Annotated in this window: 15 protein-coding genes; 14 read left to right on the plus strand and 1 reads right to left on the minus strand. The window is 41.5% G+C overall.

The window, feature by feature from the left end:
• Window positions 1-175 precede the first annotated feature (175 nt).
• The 13 genes from NYE23_RS07700 (at window position 176) to NYE23_RS07760 (ending at window position 14,832) form a co-directional block, all read left to right on the plus strand.
• The gene (locus tag NYE23_RS07700) at window positions 176-2,599 is read left to right on the plus strand and encodes a heavy metal translocating P-type ATPase (RefSeq protein ID WP_341076777.1); all 2,424 of its coding nucleotides are present in this window, start codon (window positions 176-178) and stop codon (window positions 2,597-2,599) included.
• A gap of 6 nt (window positions 2,600-2,605) precedes the next feature.
• Window positions 2,606-3,454, plus strand: coding sequence for a hypothetical protein (locus NYE23_RS07705; protein ID WP_341076779.1), 849 nt, complete (start codon window positions 2,606-2,608; stop codon window positions 3,452-3,454).
• A gap of 271 nt (window positions 3,455-3,725) precedes the next feature.
• Window positions 3,726-4,127 carry a hypothetical protein gene (locus NYE23_RS07710; RefSeq protein WP_341076782.1) on the plus strand — a complete coding sequence of 134 codons (402 nt, stop codon included), beginning with the start codon at window positions 3,726-3,728 and terminating at the stop codon, window positions 4,125-4,127.
• A 311-nt stretch (window positions 4,128-4,438) separates the two neighbouring features.
• A complete protein-coding gene (locus NYE23_RS07715) occupies window positions 4,439-5,614 on the plus strand; it encodes an LL-diaminopimelate aminotransferase (RefSeq protein ID WP_341076786.1) in 1,176 nt (391 codons plus the stop codon).
• A gap of 25 nt (window positions 5,615-5,639) precedes the next feature.
• On the plus strand, window positions 5,640-7,121 hold the full coding sequence (locus tag NYE23_RS07720) for an aldehyde dehydrogenase family protein (protein ID WP_341076787.1): 1,482 nt from the start codon (window positions 5,640-5,642) through the stop codon (window positions 7,119-7,121).
• Between the two features lie 122 nt (window positions 7,122-7,243).
• On the plus strand, window positions 7,244-8,092 hold the full coding sequence (locus NYE23_RS07725; RefSeq protein WP_341076789.1) for a 3-hydroxyacyl-CoA dehydrogenase: 849 nt from the start codon (window positions 7,244-7,246) through the stop codon (window positions 8,090-8,092).
• 27 nt (window positions 8,093-8,119) lie between these two features.
• Window positions 8,120-8,851 carry a CoA transferase subunit A gene (locus NYE23_RS07730; RefSeq protein WP_341076790.1) on the plus strand — a complete coding sequence of 244 codons (732 nt, stop codon included), beginning with the start codon at window positions 8,120-8,122 and terminating at the stop codon, window positions 8,849-8,851.
• Window positions 8,814-9,494 (plus strand): 3-oxoacid CoA-transferase subunit B, encoded by a 681-nt coding sequence (locus NYE23_RS07735; RefSeq protein ID WP_341076792.1) that lies wholly within the window; start codon window positions 8,814-8,816, stop codon window positions 9,492-9,494. Before NYE23_RS07730 ends, NYE23_RS07735 begins: the two co-directional genes overlap by 38 nt.
• Window positions 9,495-9,510: 16 nt before the next feature.
• Window positions 9,511-10,287: an enoyl-CoA hydratase/isomerase family protein gene (locus tag NYE23_RS07740; RefSeq protein WP_341076794.1), complete on the plus strand. Its 777-nt coding sequence runs from the start codon at window positions 9,511-9,513 to the stop codon at window positions 10,285-10,287.
• Window positions 10,288-10,315: 28 nt separating this feature from the next.
• On the plus strand, window positions 10,316-11,488 hold the full coding sequence (locus tag NYE23_RS07745) for an acyl-CoA dehydrogenase family protein (RefSeq protein WP_341076796.1): 1,173 nt from the start codon (window positions 10,316-10,318) through the stop codon (window positions 11,486-11,488).
• 44 nt (window positions 11,489-11,532) lie between these two features.
• Complete coding sequence (locus NYE23_RS07750; RefSeq protein ID WP_341076798.1) at window positions 11,533-12,726, plus strand: thiolase family protein; 1,194 nt, start codon at window positions 11,533-11,535, stop codon at window positions 12,724-12,726.
• Window positions 12,727-12,746: 20 nt separating this feature from the next.
• Window positions 12,747-13,742 (plus strand): hydroxyacid dehydrogenase, encoded by a 996-nt coding sequence (locus tag NYE23_RS07755; RefSeq protein WP_341076800.1) that lies wholly within the window; start codon window positions 12,747-12,749, stop codon window positions 13,740-13,742.
• 10 nt (window positions 13,743-13,752) lie between these two features.
• On the plus strand, window positions 13,753-14,832 hold the full coding sequence (locus NYE23_RS07760; protein ID WP_341076801.1) for a tartrate dehydrogenase: 1,080 nt from the start codon (window positions 13,753-13,755) through the stop codon (window positions 14,830-14,832).
• A gap of 86 nt (window positions 14,833-14,918) precedes the next feature.
• On the opposite strand, the gene NYE23_RS07765 is transcribed toward NYE23_RS07760, so the two are convergent.
• Window positions 14,919-16,199 (minus strand): CdaR family transcriptional regulator, encoded by a 1,281-nt coding sequence (locus NYE23_RS07765; protein WP_341076802.1) that lies wholly within the window; start codon window positions 16,197-16,199, stop codon window positions 14,919-14,921.
• Window positions 16,200-16,384: 185 nt separating this feature from the next.
• On the opposite strand from NYE23_RS07765, the gene NYE23_RS07770 reads away from it, so the two are divergent.
• Entirely contained in the window at window positions 16,385-17,551 is a 1,167-nt protein-coding gene (locus NYE23_RS07770; protein ID WP_341076803.1) for an NAD(P)/FAD-dependent oxidoreductase, read from the plus strand.
• Window positions 17,552-17,600: the final 49 nt, after the last annotated feature.

The raw sequence follows: 17,600 nt of genomic DNA on the forward strand, positions 1-17,600 counted from the left end.
CTTAGCTAATTATTCTTGTGCTATTAGAATTGTGATTCTACATAAAGGAAAATTAACAATTAAAATTTCGTTTTATCTGAGTAAAACTGATTGACATATAGGGTAGAGGGGTATAGTATATTAGTATAAAGGAATTTATTTCTATCTATCCCCATCCGAGTAAAGGAGTGAAATGATGAGTAGTGCAGCCTTGAAAGAAGTTCAATTACCCATCTCTGGCATGACATGTGCAGCATGTGCAACCCGCATCGAAAAGGGCTTAAATAAAATGGAAGGTGTCGAGAGTGCAAATGTTAATTTAGCTCTAGAGAAAGCATCCATTATGTATAATCCGGAGGTCACGGAAGTTGCAGATTTTGAAAAAAAGGTTCATGACCTTGGATATGATGTTGTTAAAGAAAAGGCCGAATTTGATCTAATCGGAATGACATGTGCGGCGTGTGCCACCCGCATTGAAAAAGGGTTAAACAAACTGAATGGTGTTAAAAGCGCGACAGTAAACTTGGCGCTCGAAACAGGAACTGTAGAATATAATCCTTCAGAAGTCAGCATTCAGGACATGATCCACAAGGTTGAAAAAATTGGATATGAAGCAAAATTAAAGAAGGATAGTGAGGATACTGCTGATTACCGTGCATTGGAAGTGGAGAAACAAAAAGGGAAATTTATTTTCTCTTTGATTCTATCCCTTCCATTATTATGGTCGATGGTCGGGCATTTTGAATTTACATCCTTTATTTATGTCCCAGATATGTTTATGAATCCCTGGGTACAGCTGGCTCTTGCTTCACCTGTACAATTTATTGTAGGTAAGCAATTTTATGTAGGAGCTTATAAGGCCCTTCGGAATAAAAGTGCCAATATGGATGTGTTGGTGGCGTTAGGAACATCAGCTGCATTTTTCTACAGCTTATATCAATCCATTCAATCGATTGGGTCTAATGCACATATGGTGGAGCTGTATTACGAAACAAGCGCTGTCTTAATCACTTTAATCATATTAGGTAAATTATTTGAAGCTCGGGCCAAGGGCCGCTCTTCTGAAGCAATTAAAAAGCTAATGGGTCTTCAAGCAAAAACAGCTACGGTGTTACGGAATGACAGTGAAATGGAAATCCCCCTCGAGGAAGTAGTTGTTGGGGATATCGTTTATGTTAAACCAGGTGAGAAAGTACCCGTTGACGGTAAAATTATAGAAGGCCGCTCCGCAATGGATGAATCGATGTTAACGGGTGAAAGTGTGCCTGTCAGTAAATCAATCGGAGATTCGGTTATAGGCTCAACACTCAACAAAAACGGGTTCTTAAAAGTGAAAGCAACGAAGGTAGGAAGAGATACAGCCTTAGCCCAGATTATAAAAGTCGTTGAAGAAGCTCAAGGTTCTAAAGCGCCTATTCAACGGGTAGCGGACCAAATCTCGGGTATATTCGTCCCAATTGTTGTTGGAATTGCAGTTGTAACTTTCTTAATCTGGTATTTATGGGTCAGTCCCGGTGAATTTGGTGAAGCCCTTGAAAAACTTATTGCCGTCCTTGTTATTGCTTGTCCGTGTGCGCTTGGTCTAGCAACCCCAACATCTATTATGGCAGGGTCTGGACGCGCGGCAGAATATGGAGTGTTGTTTAAAGGCGGCGAACACCTTGAAGGAACACATAAAATTACTACTGTCATTTTAGATAAAACGGGTACAGTGACAAACGGTAAGCCCGTATTAACTGATATTTTAATTGAAGGAAATATGGATGAAGAAACATTTCTTACATTAGTAGGTTCAGCGGAAAGACAGTCTGAACATCCATTGGCAGAAGCAATTGTGCAGGGGATAAAAGAAAAGAATATCTCTTTGCAAGACGTACAAGAATTTGAAGCGATTCCGGGACACGGAATCAAAGCGAGTGTTAATGGAAGTGAATTGCTAATTGGAACAAGAAGGCTAATGAACAAATTTAATATTTCTATTGATTCCATTATAGGAAAGATGGAAAATCTCGAGGATAACGGAAAAACTGCCATGCTTGTCGCAGTTGATGGAGGTTTTATGGGAATCATAGCTGTGGCTGATACTGTAAAAGAAACGTCAAAAGCAGCGATTAAACGTTTGAAGGATGCTGGACTTGAAGTGATTATGATTACAGGTGACAACAAACGTACCGCACAGTCGATTGCAAATCAAGTAGGAATTGACATAGCAATTGCAGAAGTGCTTCCTGAAGGCAAAGCTGATGAAGTGAAGAAACTGCAGGCTCAAGGGAAACAGGTGGCGATGGTTGGTGATGGGATTAATGACGCACCGGCTTTGGCGGTAGCCGATATTGGCATGGCGATTGGAACCGGAACGGATGTTGCGATGGAGGCTGCGGATATTACGCTCATTAGAGGGGATCTCAACAGTATTGCTGATGCCATCTTAATGAGTAAAAAGACAATCCGCAATATTAAGCAAAATTTATTCTGGGCATTGGCGTATAATTCACTTGGCATTCCGATTGCAGCAGTAGGATTCCTAGCTCCTTGGCTTGCAGGGGCAGCAATGGCATTCAGTTCAGTTTCTGTCGTGCTTAATGCACTTCGCCTGCAAAGAGTAAAATTAGAGAGGTGATTTAATATGAAAAAATGGATAGTTTCAGCAATTGCCTACCTGCTTGTTGTTATGGGTGCGTATTATGCGTACAGCTCCTTTTCGGAAACAGGTGCAGAAGAAGTGACTCATACCGATGAGGCACATAATAAAGATGAAAAAACTAAAGCTGCAGCCAGTGAAGAAGATAGCGGACACGATGAGAACCACAATGAGCATGAATCAAAAACCAGTGTGGAAGGTGATGTTCAGCCACTAATCCAATTGGAAAATGAAGAAATCATTATCACCTTAAAAAATAAAAATGGAGAAATTGTTTCCGATTTAGAAGTAAACCATGAAAAGCTCCTTCATTTAATCGTTGTAAGCTCAGACTTGAAGGAGTACAAACATTTACATCCTGAAACGGATGAGCCTGGTATTTTTAAGGTGAAGCACAACCTAAAGCCAGGTGAGTATAAGGCTTTTATTGATATAAAGCCAAAAGACTTGGCCTATAATGTAAAGCCTATTCCTTTTGTAATAGGAGAAGATCATGAAGATCACGAGCACAATCCCATTCAGCCTGATAGCGATCTATTCAAGCAAATTGGCGGCCATTCTGCATCATTAGCTCTTTCTTCATTCAAGGTAAATGAAAAGATTGAGCTGAAATTCAATTTAAATGGAGAGGTTCCTGAACAATATCTAGGTGCATTGGGACATGTGGTCATTCTTGATGAAAAGGCGGAAAACTATATTCATGTTCACCCGCTCGAGGGTAACGAACCTTTGTTTGAAACAGAGTTTACAAAGCCAGGAATCTATAAAATCTGGGCAGAATTTCAGTTTGATGGAGAGGTTTTTGTCTTCCCATATGTAATTGAGATAAAGTAGGCTGGAAAACGGTTCCTTTTAGACAGGGGACCGTTTTTATATTGAAAATTTATTGTGAGTTAAAGAACTTTATTGAAATTAGAAGAGGACGATCAATTTGCGTTTCCTCAAAATATTTTTGTGCTGCAAGCTTATGAAATGAGTAAACATTCCTTCTATATAATCTAATGGAATTAGAAATGAGAACAAATGGCCATGGAGATTTTTTCAGTGGCCATTTTCTTTATCGGTTATTTGAGGTGACTCAGATCCTTTTTAGGAGGTTTTTAAAATGGAACAATACACAGGCTTTTTCATTACACTGCTGCTTATCTTTATCATTGTCGTTTTCAGCAAGTATATAGTCTGGTGGGTAAAAACCGTCATTGTGGCTTACTATATTGTGTTTTCCTATTATTTTATTACCGTAAAAAACAGGATTGATAAAGAATACGAAGGAATGTCCCCGGTGCCTGATGCTTATTGGGACCAGAATTCCGGATGGGTTGACACCAGCGCGAATTACCTGTTTCTGCCCTTTGCAGCAATTCTAATATTCATATATATTAAGTGGTTTACCAAAACGTCTAGCAGGAAGGCTAAAATTCTTATTCTTATTAGTTTGATTCCATCTGCATTGCTGTTTATGTTTTTCCTTATTTTATTTTCGTTTGCTTATGGTTACAGGCCATAATGAGGGTCTTAGATAGTTATATATAAAGACAGAATGTCTGCATATCCGAGACATTCTTTTTCTTTTTTTACTTTTTATATTAATCGCTTTCCACCTGGAGATAAAAAGGACGATCTAAAAATATTTAATATAGTGGTTTTTATTCAGTTCAAAAAGTATTTTTGTAAAAATCGTACGGAACGTATTGGAAAATAGGATGAATTTTTGTACAAATCAACCATAGTGATTTACTACCCAATCCTTTAAATTAATAGTATGAAGGGTTAATTTTCAGAATTTACGAAAATTTATTTGGTCAGGATGGTGAGCCTTTGAACTTTTCATCAGATAGAGTAGGGCAAATACCTCCCTATTTATTCGCAGAGATCAATAAAAAGAAAGAAGCTATGAAAAAAGCGGGTATCGATATCATTGATTTGGGGATAGGAGATCCAGATTTGCCAACTCCAAGCCATATTATTGAGAAATTTGTACAAGAGTCACAGAATCCCGCCAATTTAAAGTATCCCAGTTTTTCAGGGTGTATGGAGTTCAAGCAGGCCGTGGCTGATTTCTATTGGAGGCAGTATCAAGTAAAGCTGGATCCTGAAACAGAAGTTCTTGCCTTAATCGGATCCAAAGAAGGGATAGCTCATTTGGTTCCAACTCTAGTGGATCCAGGTGAATATGTGCTTATTCCGGATCCAAGTTATCCCGTTTACCGAATGGCTACGCTGCTGGCAAATGGACGATATCATAACATGCCGATGTCCAGGGAGAATGATTTCAAGCCAGATCTGAATGCCATACCTGATGATATTCTGAAGCAGGCAAGGCTTATGTTTTTGAATTATCCCGGGAACCCTACTTCAGCTACAGTGGATATTGAATTCTTTGAGGAAGCGGTTGAATTTGCGCAAAATCACCAAATTCCGATTGCGCATGATTCTGCCTATAATATGGTTACTTTTGATTCCTACAAAGCACCTAGCATTCTTCAAGCGGAAGGAGCAAAAGACATTGCTGTAGAGTTTGGCTCCTTATCTAAAACTTATAATATGACAGGATTTAGAATAGGCTATGCGGTTGGAAACAAAAAAATTATTAAAGCGCTTTCCGTGTTTAAAAGCAATACGGATACCGGTCAGCTGACTTCCGTCCAAAAGGCAGCAGCCTTTGCTTTAAACAGTGATCAAATGTGTATTGCAAGGCATAACGCTATCTATAAAGAGCGGATGAATGCGATGCTCGACGGTCTGAGCCGTATTGGGATTGAAGTTGATCCGCCAAAAGGAAGTTTTTTCATATGGGCTCCAGTGCCTAATGGCTACACTTCTGCCGAATTTGTTTCGAGCGTCATGGAGCAGACTGGTGTCATTCTTACTCCTGGCAATGCTTTTGGGCCTTCAGGAGAAGGGTATTTCCGAGTGTCCCTGTCTGTGCCCAATGAGCGATTATATGAAGCAGTTAATCGGATAAAAGAGAAATTAAAAATTGTAATAGGATAATCACTAACTATTGGAGGTCTTTTAAATGAAGAAAGTATTAAATTTTATTAATGGTGAATGGTGTGAATCGTCAACTGGCAAAACTGCTTCTGTTTTAAATCCTGCAACAGGTGAAGTCCTTGCTGAAGTAACACAGTCAGCAAAAGAAGATGTTGACAGAGCTGTAGAAGCTGCGAAAACCGCTCAAAAATCCTGGCGATTAGTGCCAGCCCCCGAGCGTGCTGAAATTCTCTATCAGGTTGCTTTTTTACTGAAAGAAAGAAAAGAAGACTTGGCTCAAATCCTTACGAGTGAAATGGGAAAAGTGATTGACGAAGGCCGGGGAGAAGTACAGGAAGCGATTGATATGGCGTACTACATGGCAGGCGAAGGGCGCAGGATGTTTGGAGATACAGTTCCGTCTGAGCTTCGCAATAAATTTGCCATGAGTGTCAGGGTGCCTGTTGGAGTGGCAGGATTGATCACTCCATGGAATTTCCCAATCGCGATTGCTTCATGGAAGTCGCTTCCTGCTCTTGTAACGGGAAATGCAATTGTATGGAAGCCGGCAACTGAAACGCCAATTCTTGCAGCTGAGTTTGTGAAAATTTATGAAGAGGCAGGTCTGCCAAAAGGCTTAATTAACCTTGTTCATGGATCGGGAAGTGTAGTTGGAAATGCAATGGTTGAACATCCGGACATCGATTTAATTTCTTTTACAGGATCGAATGAAGTTGGCAGAGATATCAATGGCAAAGCAGGAGCTCTATTAAAGCGTACTTCTCTTGAAATGGGCGGGAAGAATGCCATTACGGTGCTTGAGGATGCAGACCTTGATCTTGCTGTAGAAGGAATCCTTTGGGGGGCTTTTGGAACCAGCGGCCAAAGATGTACCGCTACAAGCCGTGTCCTGGTGCACAAAGATGTAAAAGAAGAACTTGAAGGAAAGCTGCTGGATCGCATTGGAGAACTGAAGCTTGGCAATGGGATGGATGAAACAGTTAAAGTTGGACCTGTCATTAATCGTTCTTCCCTTGAAAGAATCGATGAGTATGTGAAAATAGGCCAGGAAGAGGGAGCAAAGCTGCTTGCTGGCGGTAAAATTGCCAATGGTGATGGTTTGGACAAAGGAAACTTCTACTTACCGACCATTTTCACAGATGTAAAACCGAATATGAGAATCGCCATGGAAGAAATCTTTGGGCCAGTCGTTTCCATTATACCAATTCAAAGTATGGAAGAAGCCATTGAAATTAATAATATGGTAGAATTCGGTCTTTCCAGCGCCATTTATACACAAAATGTCAATCAGGCATTCGAGGCTATGAGAGATTTGGATACTGGTATTGTTTATGTTAATGCAGGAACAACCGGAGCGGAAATTCACCTTCCATTTGGCGGAACGAAAGGAACGGGCAATGGCCATAGGGATTCCGGTGTAGCTTCACTGGATGTCTATACAGAATGGAAATCCATTTATGTGGATTACAGCGGGAAGCTGCAGAGAGCGCAGATTGATAATTATTAATTTGTTATTAGAAAGTGATGATAGAAGAGGAGTTTAAGAAGTTTTTAAACTCCTTTTTTTAATATAAAACAAAAAGAATTATGATGGAAACCACCATATTTTTGCAAAAGGAGCAATTTAGCATGGAAACGTTAACAGTTGTAGGTTCCGGTGTAATGGGCAGAGGAATCGCTTATGCAGCAGCACTTGGGGGCTTTCACGTCTTTTTACATGACGTAAACGAAGAGAATCTGGATAAAGCAAAAAGTTATATTGAAACAGAAATGAGAAAAAGCGCTGAAAAAGGCTACTTGAACCATGATCAGGTAACAGCTGCTCTCAGCAGTCTAGAATTTACAACTGATTTAAAAACGGCTGCAGAAAATGCTGATGTAGTTATTGAAGCTGTTTTTGAAATGATGGAGTTAAAGATCGACATTTTTAAACAGCTTGATCAATATTGTCCGGAGCATACGATTCTCGCAACCAACACTTCCACCATGAGCCCCACAGAGATTGCCGCACAAACATCCAGACCGGAAAAATGTATTGCCATGCACTTTTTTAACCCTGTTCACAAAATGAAGCTTATTGAAATTATTAGAGGTTTACAGACTTCAGACGAGACTGTAGATAAAGCTAAGGAAATAGGCAGGAAGCTGAACAAGGAAACAGTAGAAGTTAACGAGTTTCCTGGATTTGTTACCAGCCGGATGAATTGTCTGATCGGCAATGAGGCGATGAATCTTCTTATGGAGGGTGTTGCCTCTGCAGAGGATATTGATAAAGCAATGAAGCTTGGTCTGAATCATCCAATGGGTCCCTTGGCGCTCGCTGATTTGGTTGGTTTGGATACGAGACTGAGAAACATGGAGTATTTGCATAAAACCCTGGGTGAAAAATATCGTCCTTGTCCGCTCCTGATTAAGTATGTTAAAGCCGGTAGACTCGGGCGCAAATCAGGACGCGGATTTTACGAATATGAAGTTTAGCATTGGACCGAATTGGAGGCCGGTAATATGAACAACACCAACAACTGTGAAAAGCTTGTTTCAGCAGAAGAAGCCGTTCAGTTTATTCAGCGGGGAGACAGTGTATTAGTAGGAGGTTTCGGTCTTTGCGGCACTCCTTTTACACTGATAGACACCATTACAGAAACAGATCATACCCGAGAATTAACGATCATCAGCAATAATTTAGGGGAAGCAGGCAAAGGCTTAGGAAAACTATTAATCTCTAATCATGTTAAAAAAGCAGTTGGTTCGTATTTTACATCGAATCGCGATGCGGTAAAAGCATGGAAAAACGGCGAACTGGAGATTGAACTCATTCCTCAGGGTACTCTTGCTGAGGCGATTCGCGCAGGAGGTGCCGGAATTGCAGGTTTTTATACCAAAACGGCTGTCGGTACCAAGCTGGCAGATGGGAAAGAAGAACGCACTTTTGATGGGGAAAGGTATATCTTCATAAGAGGCTTAAAAGCAAATGTGGCTCTTATAAAAGCTGAAAAAGCGGATACACTTGGAAATCTCATTTATTCAAAAACAGCCCGGAATTTTAATCCGATGATGGCAACGGCTGCCAAACTGGTTATTGCCGAGGTGGATGAGATAGTTGAAGCAGGTACTCTTGATCCTGAAAAGATAGTTACCCCGCATTCCTTTGTTGATATGGTCGTAATAAATGATCGCTATGAAAAAATAGGGGGTGAGTATGTTGAGCGTTGCCGGCAAAAAACTGGATACAGATAAAGTGAGAATTGCAAAAAGAATTGCCATGGAGCTCCCGGAAGGCTCTGTTGTCAATCTCGGTGTAGGAATACCTACCTTAATACAAAACTATTTAAAGCCTGAAAGCAAAGTGTATCTGCAATCAGAAAACGGGCTGCTGGGAATGGGCCCTACTCCACCTGAGGAAGAAATTGATATGGATTTGATAAGTGCCAGCAAACATCCGATTTCATTGGGAATAGGCGCCTCCATTTTCTCAAGTTCTGACTCGTTTGTCATGATTCGCGGAGGCCATATTGATGTGGCTGTTTTAGGTGCACTTCAAGTAAGCGGATCAGGAGAAATAGCGAACTGGGCAGTCCCTGGTCAGGATATTTTGGGAGTTGGCGGTGCTATGGACTTAGTGGCGAGTGCTAAAAAGATTATTATAGCCATCACCCATGTAACTAAAGATCATCTTCCGAAAATTGTTAAATCCCTAACTTACCCTGCAAGCGGGATACGAAAAGCGGAAATGATCGTGACAGAAAAAGCAGTATTCAAAATAACCAATGGACAATTATATCTCGAAGAAATATCTGAGTCCAGCTCTATTGATGAAATTAGAAATTTGACAGATGCCGCATTTATCATTTCAGAAAATCTGAAGAAAATGCCTGTTTAATAGAAAGGTGTTAAATATGGATTTTAATAATATTTTAGTCCGTGCTGAAGAAGGTATTGGTTTTATCATTATTAATCGTCCGGAATTGAGAAACGCCTTAAATATTGATACTCTCCTGGAAATAGAAACAGCACTGGATAAAATGAGAGACGATGAAGATATCCGCGTCATCATTTTTTCAGGTGCAGGTGAAAAATCCTTTGCCGCTGGTGCAGACATAAGCCAGCTAAGCAAAAGGACCATGATCGATGCTCTTAAGCCAAATATGACTGCAACTTACCGGAAAATTGAGGACTATGAAAAGCCGACCATAGCTGCAATAAATGGATATGCTTTAGGAGGGGGATTGGAGCTTGCACTAGCCTGTGATATCCGTGTAGCTTCATTAAATGCTAAGGTTGGCCTTCCTGAAGTGGGATTAGGAATTATGCCTGGGGCAGGCGGAACTCAGCGCCTGTCCAGAATTATTGGAAAAGGCAAAGCAATGGAACTGATCTTAACTGGTGATGTCATTACTGCTGCAGAAGCGGAAAGATTGAATATGATCAGCAAAGCCGTTCCGCAGGAGGAGCTGATAGAAACGGCAAAAGGATATGCCCGAAGAATTAGTGTAAAAGGACCCCTCGCTTTAAGAATGGCGAAGGCAGCCGTTAATCGCGGAGCAGACATGGAAATGGAAACGGCGCTTTATTTGGAAAAGCTTGCCCAGACTATCTTAATCGGCTCGGAAGATAAATTGGAAGGAACACAAGCCTTTTTGGAGAAAAGAACACCACAATTTAAAGGTAAATAACCAATCCAACAATTAGGGGGAAAAAGTGATGGATTTTACATTTTCAGAGGACATTCAGCTTCTAAAAAAAGCAGTTGGAGACTATGTGCAGGGAGAAGTAGAGCGGGTGGCGATGGAAATTGAGGAGAATGATGAAATCCCAAGCCATATCGTTGAGAGTTCCAAGGAAATGGGACTATTCGGATTAAGTATACCAGAGGAATATGGCGGCTTGGGTCTAAACTGGGTTGGGAAATGTGCTATTTATGAAGAACTGGGAAAAACCCATAATGGATACACAACGTTAATCGGCGCCCATACTGGCATCGGTACGGCGGGAATTGTCGAGCTGGGAACAAAGGAACAAAAGGAAAAATATCTTCCTAAAATGGCAAGCGGTGAATGGATTGGCGCATTTGCGCTGACGGAGCCGAGTGCAGGTTCTAATGCCTCGAATCTGAAGACGAAGGCAGAGAAAAAGGGAGATAAATATATATTAAATGGATCCAAACATTATATTACGAATGCGGTCTGCGGAAATGTTTTTACGGTGATGGCTGTCACCGATCCGAGTAAAGGGGCAAAAGGAATCACTTCATTTATTGTGGAAAAAGACTTTCCTGGATTTATCGTTGGTGCAGTAGAGCGGAAAATGGGCCTTCGCGGTTCCCATTCAGCTGAACTTTTCTTTGAAAATTGCGAGGTGCCTGCAGAAAATGTTCTTGGAGAAGAAGGCAGAGGATATGTGAACGCATTGAAAATTCTCGCAAATGGCAGAGCCGGGCTTGCAGCCAGAAATCTGGGTTCATGTGAAAAGCTGCTTGAACTCAGCATGAGCTATGCTATGCAGCGGGAACAGTTTGGCAAACCGATTTTTGAACAGCAAGCTGTTCAGCACATGCTTTCTGATATGGCATTGGAAATTGAAGTGCTCCGTTCCATGACTTATCGGGTAGCCTGGATGGCTGACCAGGGAAAGAGGGTAGTCAAAGAAGCAGCCATGGCAAAGTTATATGGATCTGAGGTATATAATCGCGTGGCTGATTTAGCTGTCCAAATACACGGCGGCATCGGGTATATGAAGGATTATCCAATTGAACGCTTTTACCGGGACGCGAGAATTACGAAAATTTATGAAGGTACCAGCCAAATTCAAAAAAACATTATTGCCAGCGAACTGAACCGGGAATTTCATAAAAAATTGCCTGTGAACAGTCGATAAATAATTTTCATATAAATTACACCACATCTATCAAGGGGGAAACCATGAGAAACGCAGTTATAATTGATGGTGTTCGAACTGCCATTGGACGGATGGGCGGTACACTCAAGGATATAGAGGTTGATTTTCTTTCAGAAAAAGTAATGAGAGGAGCGCTTGAAAGAAGCCGGCTGGAAGGGTCAGAAGTGAATGAAGTGGTTTGGGGCCATGCGAAACAAAGTTCAGATGTCCCCAATTTAGCCAGGCTGGCAGCTTTAAGAGCCGGCCTTCCTGTCGAGGTGCCGGGATACACCGTTCACCGCCAGTGCGGATCAGGATTGCAGGCGATCAATAACGCAGCACAGCAGATTCAGTGCGGATTATCAGACATTGTGCTTGCCGGCGGCGGGGAAAGTATGAGTACGGCTCCCTATTATCTAAGAAATGCAAGATATGGATATGGTGCAGGAAATGCAGAAATTGTGGACCCGAATACAGAAAGCCAGCCAAGGGCACAGCCGATTGAAGTATACGGTAACCTGACAATGGGACTGACAGCTGAGAACCTCGCTGAAAAATATCATATCAGCAGAGAAGAACAGGATGAATTTGCTCTTGAAAGCCAGCAAAAAGCTGCTGCCGCTATTCAGCAGGGGACGTTTAAAGAGGAAATCATTCCATATGAAGTGAAAATGAAAAAAGAAAAGATTGTTTTTGATACAGATGAGCATCCACGCTTAACGAGTCTTGAAAAGCTTGCTTCTTTAAAGGCTGTGTTTAAGCAAGGCGGCACTGTTACAGCAGGAAATGCGAGCGGACGCAATGATGGAGCTGCAGCATTGGTGATGATGGCTGAGGAAGAAGCCTTTAGCAGAGGCCTTAGACCTCGCCTGAAGATTATTGCACAAGCAGCTGCCGGGGTATCACCGGAAATTATGGGTATTGGCCCAGTCCCGGCTGTCATGAAGGCGCTTAAGCTGGCAGGGCTGACTCTTGATGATATTGACCTGATAGAGCTGAATGAAGCCTTTGCTGCTCAAGCACTGGCTGTTGTCAAAGAGCTGAATATAGACAGAAGTAAATTAAATGTTAATGGCGGTGCTATTGCTTTAGGGCATCCAATTGGAGGAACCGGAGCCATCTTGACTGTCAAAATCATGAATGAGCTTGAAAGAAGAGGCGGCCGCTATGGTTTAATCACCGCTTGTATTGGCGGCGGTCAGGGTATCGCAACGATCGTTGAAAATCTGCGAGTATAAAGTGCTGGAGGGAATATTACATGCGTATACCGCGAGTTTTGCAAATACTTCCAATGTATCATTCAGAAGGAGAAAAGCTTCTGCGTGAAGGTGCAGAAGTGATTCAAACAGACAATTACAGCCCAGACCATTTATGCGAGATGGTGAAGGGAGCAGACGGCATTGTTTTGAGAGCACCTGCTCGAATTACTAAAGAAGTGATTGATGCAAATCCTCACTTGAAAGTCATTTCCGGTGCAGGAGTCGGGCTTGATAATATTGATGTGGAATATGCAACACAGAAGGGGATTCCCGTCCTGCATGCACCGTCTGTCAATAAAGTATCAACAGCTGAACATGCAGTCATGCTTGTAATGGCACTGGCTAAGTCTGTTATTCCGCTGCACGACAAGATGAGAAAGGGAGATTATAATTCGCGAAATTATCTTATTCCTCATGAGCTGAAGGGCAAAAAAGCTGGCCTGATTGGTTTTGGAAACATTGCTCAAGAAACGGCTAAACGGTTAAAACTTGGCTTTGAAATGGATGTAACTGCCTGGGTGAGGGAGTATCATCCAGAAAAACACGGCTTAGCTGAGGAAATCGGCATTAAAATTAATACAGACTTGGAAGAAGTATTCCGGGAATCGGATTTTATATCTCTGCATATTCCCTTAAATGATTCAACTAGATATTCAATTGATCACAAGCTGTTCTCTATCATGAAGCCATCCGCGTATTTAATCAATACAGCCCGGGGAGCGGTTGTAAATCAAGATGATTTATATGAGGCATTAAGAGACGGGAAAATTGCAGGAGCTGGATTGGATGTATTTGATCCGGAGCCGCCAGCCCGGGATCTTCCGCTGCTTTCATTGCCTAATGTGGTTCTAACACCCCATGTAGGCGGTACAACGGCTGAATGTAATTTCATTACGTCCACTACCGTTGCTAAAAATGTAATTAATGTACTTAATGGAAAAAGACCTGAATTTCTTGCAAATCCTGAAGTTTTAAATTCAAAAATAATAGAATAGGAGCTCAAGTATGGATCATTATTCAATCGCCCTGATTCCTGGTGACGGCATTGGAGTGGATGTTGTTCGGGAAGGGAAGAAAGTATTAGATGCCATATGTGATCTTCATGGCGGATTCTCCTTAACTTACAAAGAGTTTGATTGGAGCTGTGAATATTACGCTAAGCATGGCAAGATGATGCCGGACGACGGTCTGGAACAATTGAAAGACTTCGATTCTATTTTTCTGGGGGCGGTTGGATATCCGGGAGTGCCCGACCATGTATCGCTTTGGGGCTTATTGCTGCCAATCAGGCGTCAATTCGAACAATATATCAACCTGCGTCCGGTGAAGCTTTTAAAGGGCCTGGATTCTCCATTAGCGGGAAAAACATCTGAACAGCTCGATTTCATTGTCATTAGAGAAAATAATGAAGGAGAGTATTCTAGCATCGGAGGCAGAATGTACGAAGGAACAGATCTTGATATGGCTATGCAAACCAGTGTGTTTACGCGAAAGGGAGTAGAAAGGGTTCTAAGATACGCGTTTGATCTTGCCAAAAAGCAAGGGAAAAAGAAGCATGTAACTGCAGCTACAAAGTCGAACGGCATTAACCATACGATGCCATTTTGGGACGAATATGTTGAACGGATTAATCAGGAGTATCCGCAAGTGACAAGCAATACAGTTCATATTGATGCCTTAGCAGCCTTTTTTGTCAGCAAGCCAGAGACGATGGATGTTGTTGTAGCTTCCAATTTATTTGGTGATATTCTAACAGACCTGGGTGCAGCCATCGTGGGAGGCTTGGGGATTGCACCTTCTGCCAATATCAATCCTGAAAAGAAATATCCATCCATGTTTGAACCTGTTCATGGCTCGGCACCGGATATAGCCGGTAAAGGTATAGCAAATCCCCTTGCATCTATCTGGTGTACAAGTATGATGCTTGATCACTTGGGGCAGGCAGAATCAGCAAAAGCCATCATTGATGCCATGGAAGAAGTACTGCAGGAGAAGGAAGTGCTGACTCCGGACCTAGGGGGTAAATCGACGACAGAGCAAGTTGGCGATTACATCTGCAAGAAATTGAAAGAGCGTCTAAGTTAGTCGTGCGCAAGGTGTTAAAAAGTTAATGACAGGGAAAGAAAAAAAGCGGCAAATTTTATTTGCTGCTTTTTAATATTATTGTGAATTTATCTGGTAGAAAGGGAAGAACCTTGAGTAAGTTCCGCTGCCAGTGTGTCTTTTGTTACCTGCAGCTCTGGATCAGGTACGCCTGAATTTTTAATCGCGAAAAATAACATCATACAGTGATCAAACCTTGAAATATCCAAACAGGTAAGTTCATTTATTTTTTCCATGCGGTATACAAGTGAGTTCCGATGGAGAAACAGCATACGTGCCGTTTCGCTCATATTCATGCTGCATTTGCAATAAGCCAGGAAGGTTTGGGCAAGGATTGGAAAATTCACATGATTAATGAAATCCTCCAATTTTTCTCGTAATCGCTCATTTACATATTGATTTAAGCCGTTTCCTAACAGTTCAAAAATAATGTTCCAATCATTATAGTAGAAAATTTTTGGAGAGCGGTTTGATTGTTTTCCAGCTGTTAATGCCTGTAAAGCTGCCTGGTAGGAAACTTTTATTCCAAGTGCTCCTTTTTCTGAGCTGCCAATGGAGATGCTCGCTGTACAATTATTTTCGTTTTCTAAATATCTCAGTAATCTTTGTATCTTATGTTCCAGTCTTTTGATAAAAAGGTCATGAGATTCTTCCTTATTCACAACTTTAATCAGCAGAAATTGGTCAAGTGTCAGCGGAGAAAGAATATCTTCTTTACTATCCGCCAAATAGTAGCTTAGTATCTCAGAAAAATTATTTTGGAGGAAAGGCCAGGAATACTTATCGGAAATCTGTCCGTCTTTGGCTAAATGGCTGGCATTCAGGTCTATTTCGAATTGGATTAATAAGCAAATCCGATTATGATCAGACTCCAAATTATATCCAAGCATTTTGGCATATCTTATGCTGTACTCCATATCCTCTTGCTTCTGAGAGTTTAAGAGATAACGGATTAAATTATCCAAGGTTTTTGATTCAATCGCATTCAATTCTTTTTTTAGGTACTCATGGCACATTAATTCCACATGGCTTTTTACCAGCTGTGCATATTTCCACACTTCAGCAGGCTCCCCTACAATCCCCAGAACTCCAATTGGTTCATGATTGATCATGATTGGCGCAGCTACACCCGGCAATACGTTATCGAGTTTTTTTGCTTCGTCTACCTCATAAGCAATGGTTGTTTTTCGCTCCACTATCTCAAGAGAAGCCTGATGAAAGCTTCCTAATCGGCCGGTGTCGCTGGAACCAATGATAATGCCTTTATTGTCGCTGATGCTAATAGGGTATTCTATTATATTGGAGGTGTTATCTACAATTAATTGCGAGATTTCTTTTAAAAAACTCAAATGGATCACCCTTTTTCCGCTAATTATTAATAGATTCTTCTTCAATAAGTAAAAACCCTTGTGAAAATACACAATTAAAAATTTTCTAAATATTCTTTTTCCGTGTAATTTGCACATAGCATCCCAGACTTCTAATCAGTAACATTATAACTATATAATGCTGGAAAGAAGGGAAGGGAAGCGAATTGTCAAGCCATGCAGATATCATTATTATTGGCGGGGGAGTCATAGGTTCAAGCATTGCTTATAATTTGTTAAACGATGGATTCACGGGGAAGATTGTGGTTTTTGAGAAAGATGGGCTTTATGAATTTGCTTCGACGCCAAGAAGTGCTGGAGGATTCAGGCAGCTGTATACTACCGTCATCAATATGCAGCTAAGCAAATACAGCCTTCAGATTTATAAAGACTTTTCAAAGGACATGTCCATTGAAGGGGAAGCGGCAGAGATTGATTTCAAGCAAAGGGGCTACTTATTTTTAGCCACTGAACAAATGATGTCCCGTTTTGAAAAACACTTAAAGCTTCAAAATCAAAATGGCATACATTCACAGCTTCTAGAAGGGGAAAGTTTATTAAATATTATCCCAGAACTTAATATAGATGATATTGCCGGCGGCCTGTACTGCAGTGAAAGCGGCTATTTAGATCCATATTCTGTCATGCTGGGCTATGTGAAATATGCCAAAAAGCTTGGTGCAGAATATATTTACGATGAAGTGGACAGTTTGATTACTGAAACAGGGAAAGTGAAGGGCATCAAACTTGCTGATGGGCGGGAATATTATGCTCCCGTGGTGGTGAATTGTGCAGGGGCCTGGGCATCCATATTGGGAAATAAAGCCGGACTGCCGCTTCCTGTTGTCCCGCTTCCGAGACAAATTTTTCAATTTGATATTAAGGAGCCGCTTAAAAACTATCTCCCATTAACCATGGACCCGACAGGTGTTTATTTCCGGCATGAAGGGGAAAAATTTATATCCGGGTATGCGGAGGAAATTGAGCCTGGAATCAACTTTAAATGGAGAAGATCTGCTTTTGAAGAACACATCTGGCCTGTGCTGGCAAACCGGATCAAGAACTTCGAGCATGCCAAGATCGAAAGAGGCTGGTCAGGACTGTATGATTTTAACACGGAAGACCATAATGCCATTCTAGGTGAATACCCGGCAATGAAAGGCTACTATGTTGCTTTTGGCTTCAGCGGACATGGCATGCAGCAGGCTCCTGCAGTCGGAAAGTGCCTGTCTGAGCTGATTCGGACGGGAAATTACGAAACACTGGACTTATCTCCATTAAGAGTGGAACGTTTTGCAGAGAAAGACCTTATTATCGAAGATGCGATTTATTAATAACACACCTTCGTAGGAGCCAGGCTCTTACTGAAGGTGTTTTTTGTAC

This window comes from Cytobacillus sp. FSL H8-0458 (genome assembly GCF_038002165.1).
Lineage (GTDB): Bacteria > Bacillota > Bacilli > Bacillales > Cytobacillaceae > Cytobacillus.

What these genes read in the sequence shown, in the direction of transcription:
- NYE23_RS07700 (WP_341076777.1), top strand. Translation starts at nt 176, where the DNA reads ATGAGTAGTGCAGCCTTGAAAGAAGTTCAATTACCCATCTCTGGCATG.
- NYE23_RS07705 (WP_341076779.1), top strand. Translation starts at nt 2,606, where the DNA reads ATGAAAAAATGGATAGTTTCAGCAATTGCCTACCTGCTTGTTGTTATG.
- NYE23_RS07710 (WP_341076782.1), top strand. Translation starts at nt 3,726, where the DNA reads ATGGAACAATACACAGGCTTTTTCATTACACTGCTGCTTATCTTTATC.
- NYE23_RS07720 (WP_341076787.1), top strand. Translation starts at nt 5,640, where the DNA reads ATGAAGAAAGTATTAAATTTTATTAATGGTGAATGGTGTGAATCGTCA.
- NYE23_RS07725 (WP_341076789.1), top strand. Translation starts at nt 7,244, where the DNA reads ATGGAAACGTTAACAGTTGTAGGTTCCGGTGTAATGGGCAGAGGAATC.
- NYE23_RS07730 (WP_341076790.1), top strand. Translation starts at nt 8,120, where the DNA reads ATGAACAACACCAACAACTGTGAAAAGCTTGTTTCAGCAGAAGAAGCC.
- NYE23_RS07735 (WP_341076792.1), top strand. Translation starts at nt 8,814, where the DNA reads ATGTTGAGCGTTGCCGGCAAAAAACTGGATACAGATAAAGTGAGAATT.
- NYE23_RS07740 (WP_341076794.1), top strand. Translation starts at nt 9,511, where the DNA reads ATGGATTTTAATAATATTTTAGTCCGTGCTGAAGAAGGTATTGGTTTT.
- NYE23_RS07745 (WP_341076796.1), top strand. Translation starts at nt 10,316, where the DNA reads ATGGATTTTACATTTTCAGAGGACATTCAGCTTCTAAAAAAAGCAGTT.
- NYE23_RS07750 (WP_341076798.1), top strand. Translation starts at nt 11,533, where the DNA reads ATGAGAAACGCAGTTATAATTGATGGTGTTCGAACTGCCATTGGACGG.
- NYE23_RS07755 (WP_341076800.1), top strand. Translation starts at nt 12,747, where the DNA reads ATGCGTATACCGCGAGTTTTGCAAATACTTCCAATGTATCATTCAGAA.
- NYE23_RS07760 (WP_341076801.1), top strand. Translation starts at nt 13,753, where the DNA reads ATGGATCATTATTCAATCGCCCTGATTCCTGGTGACGGCATTGGAGTG.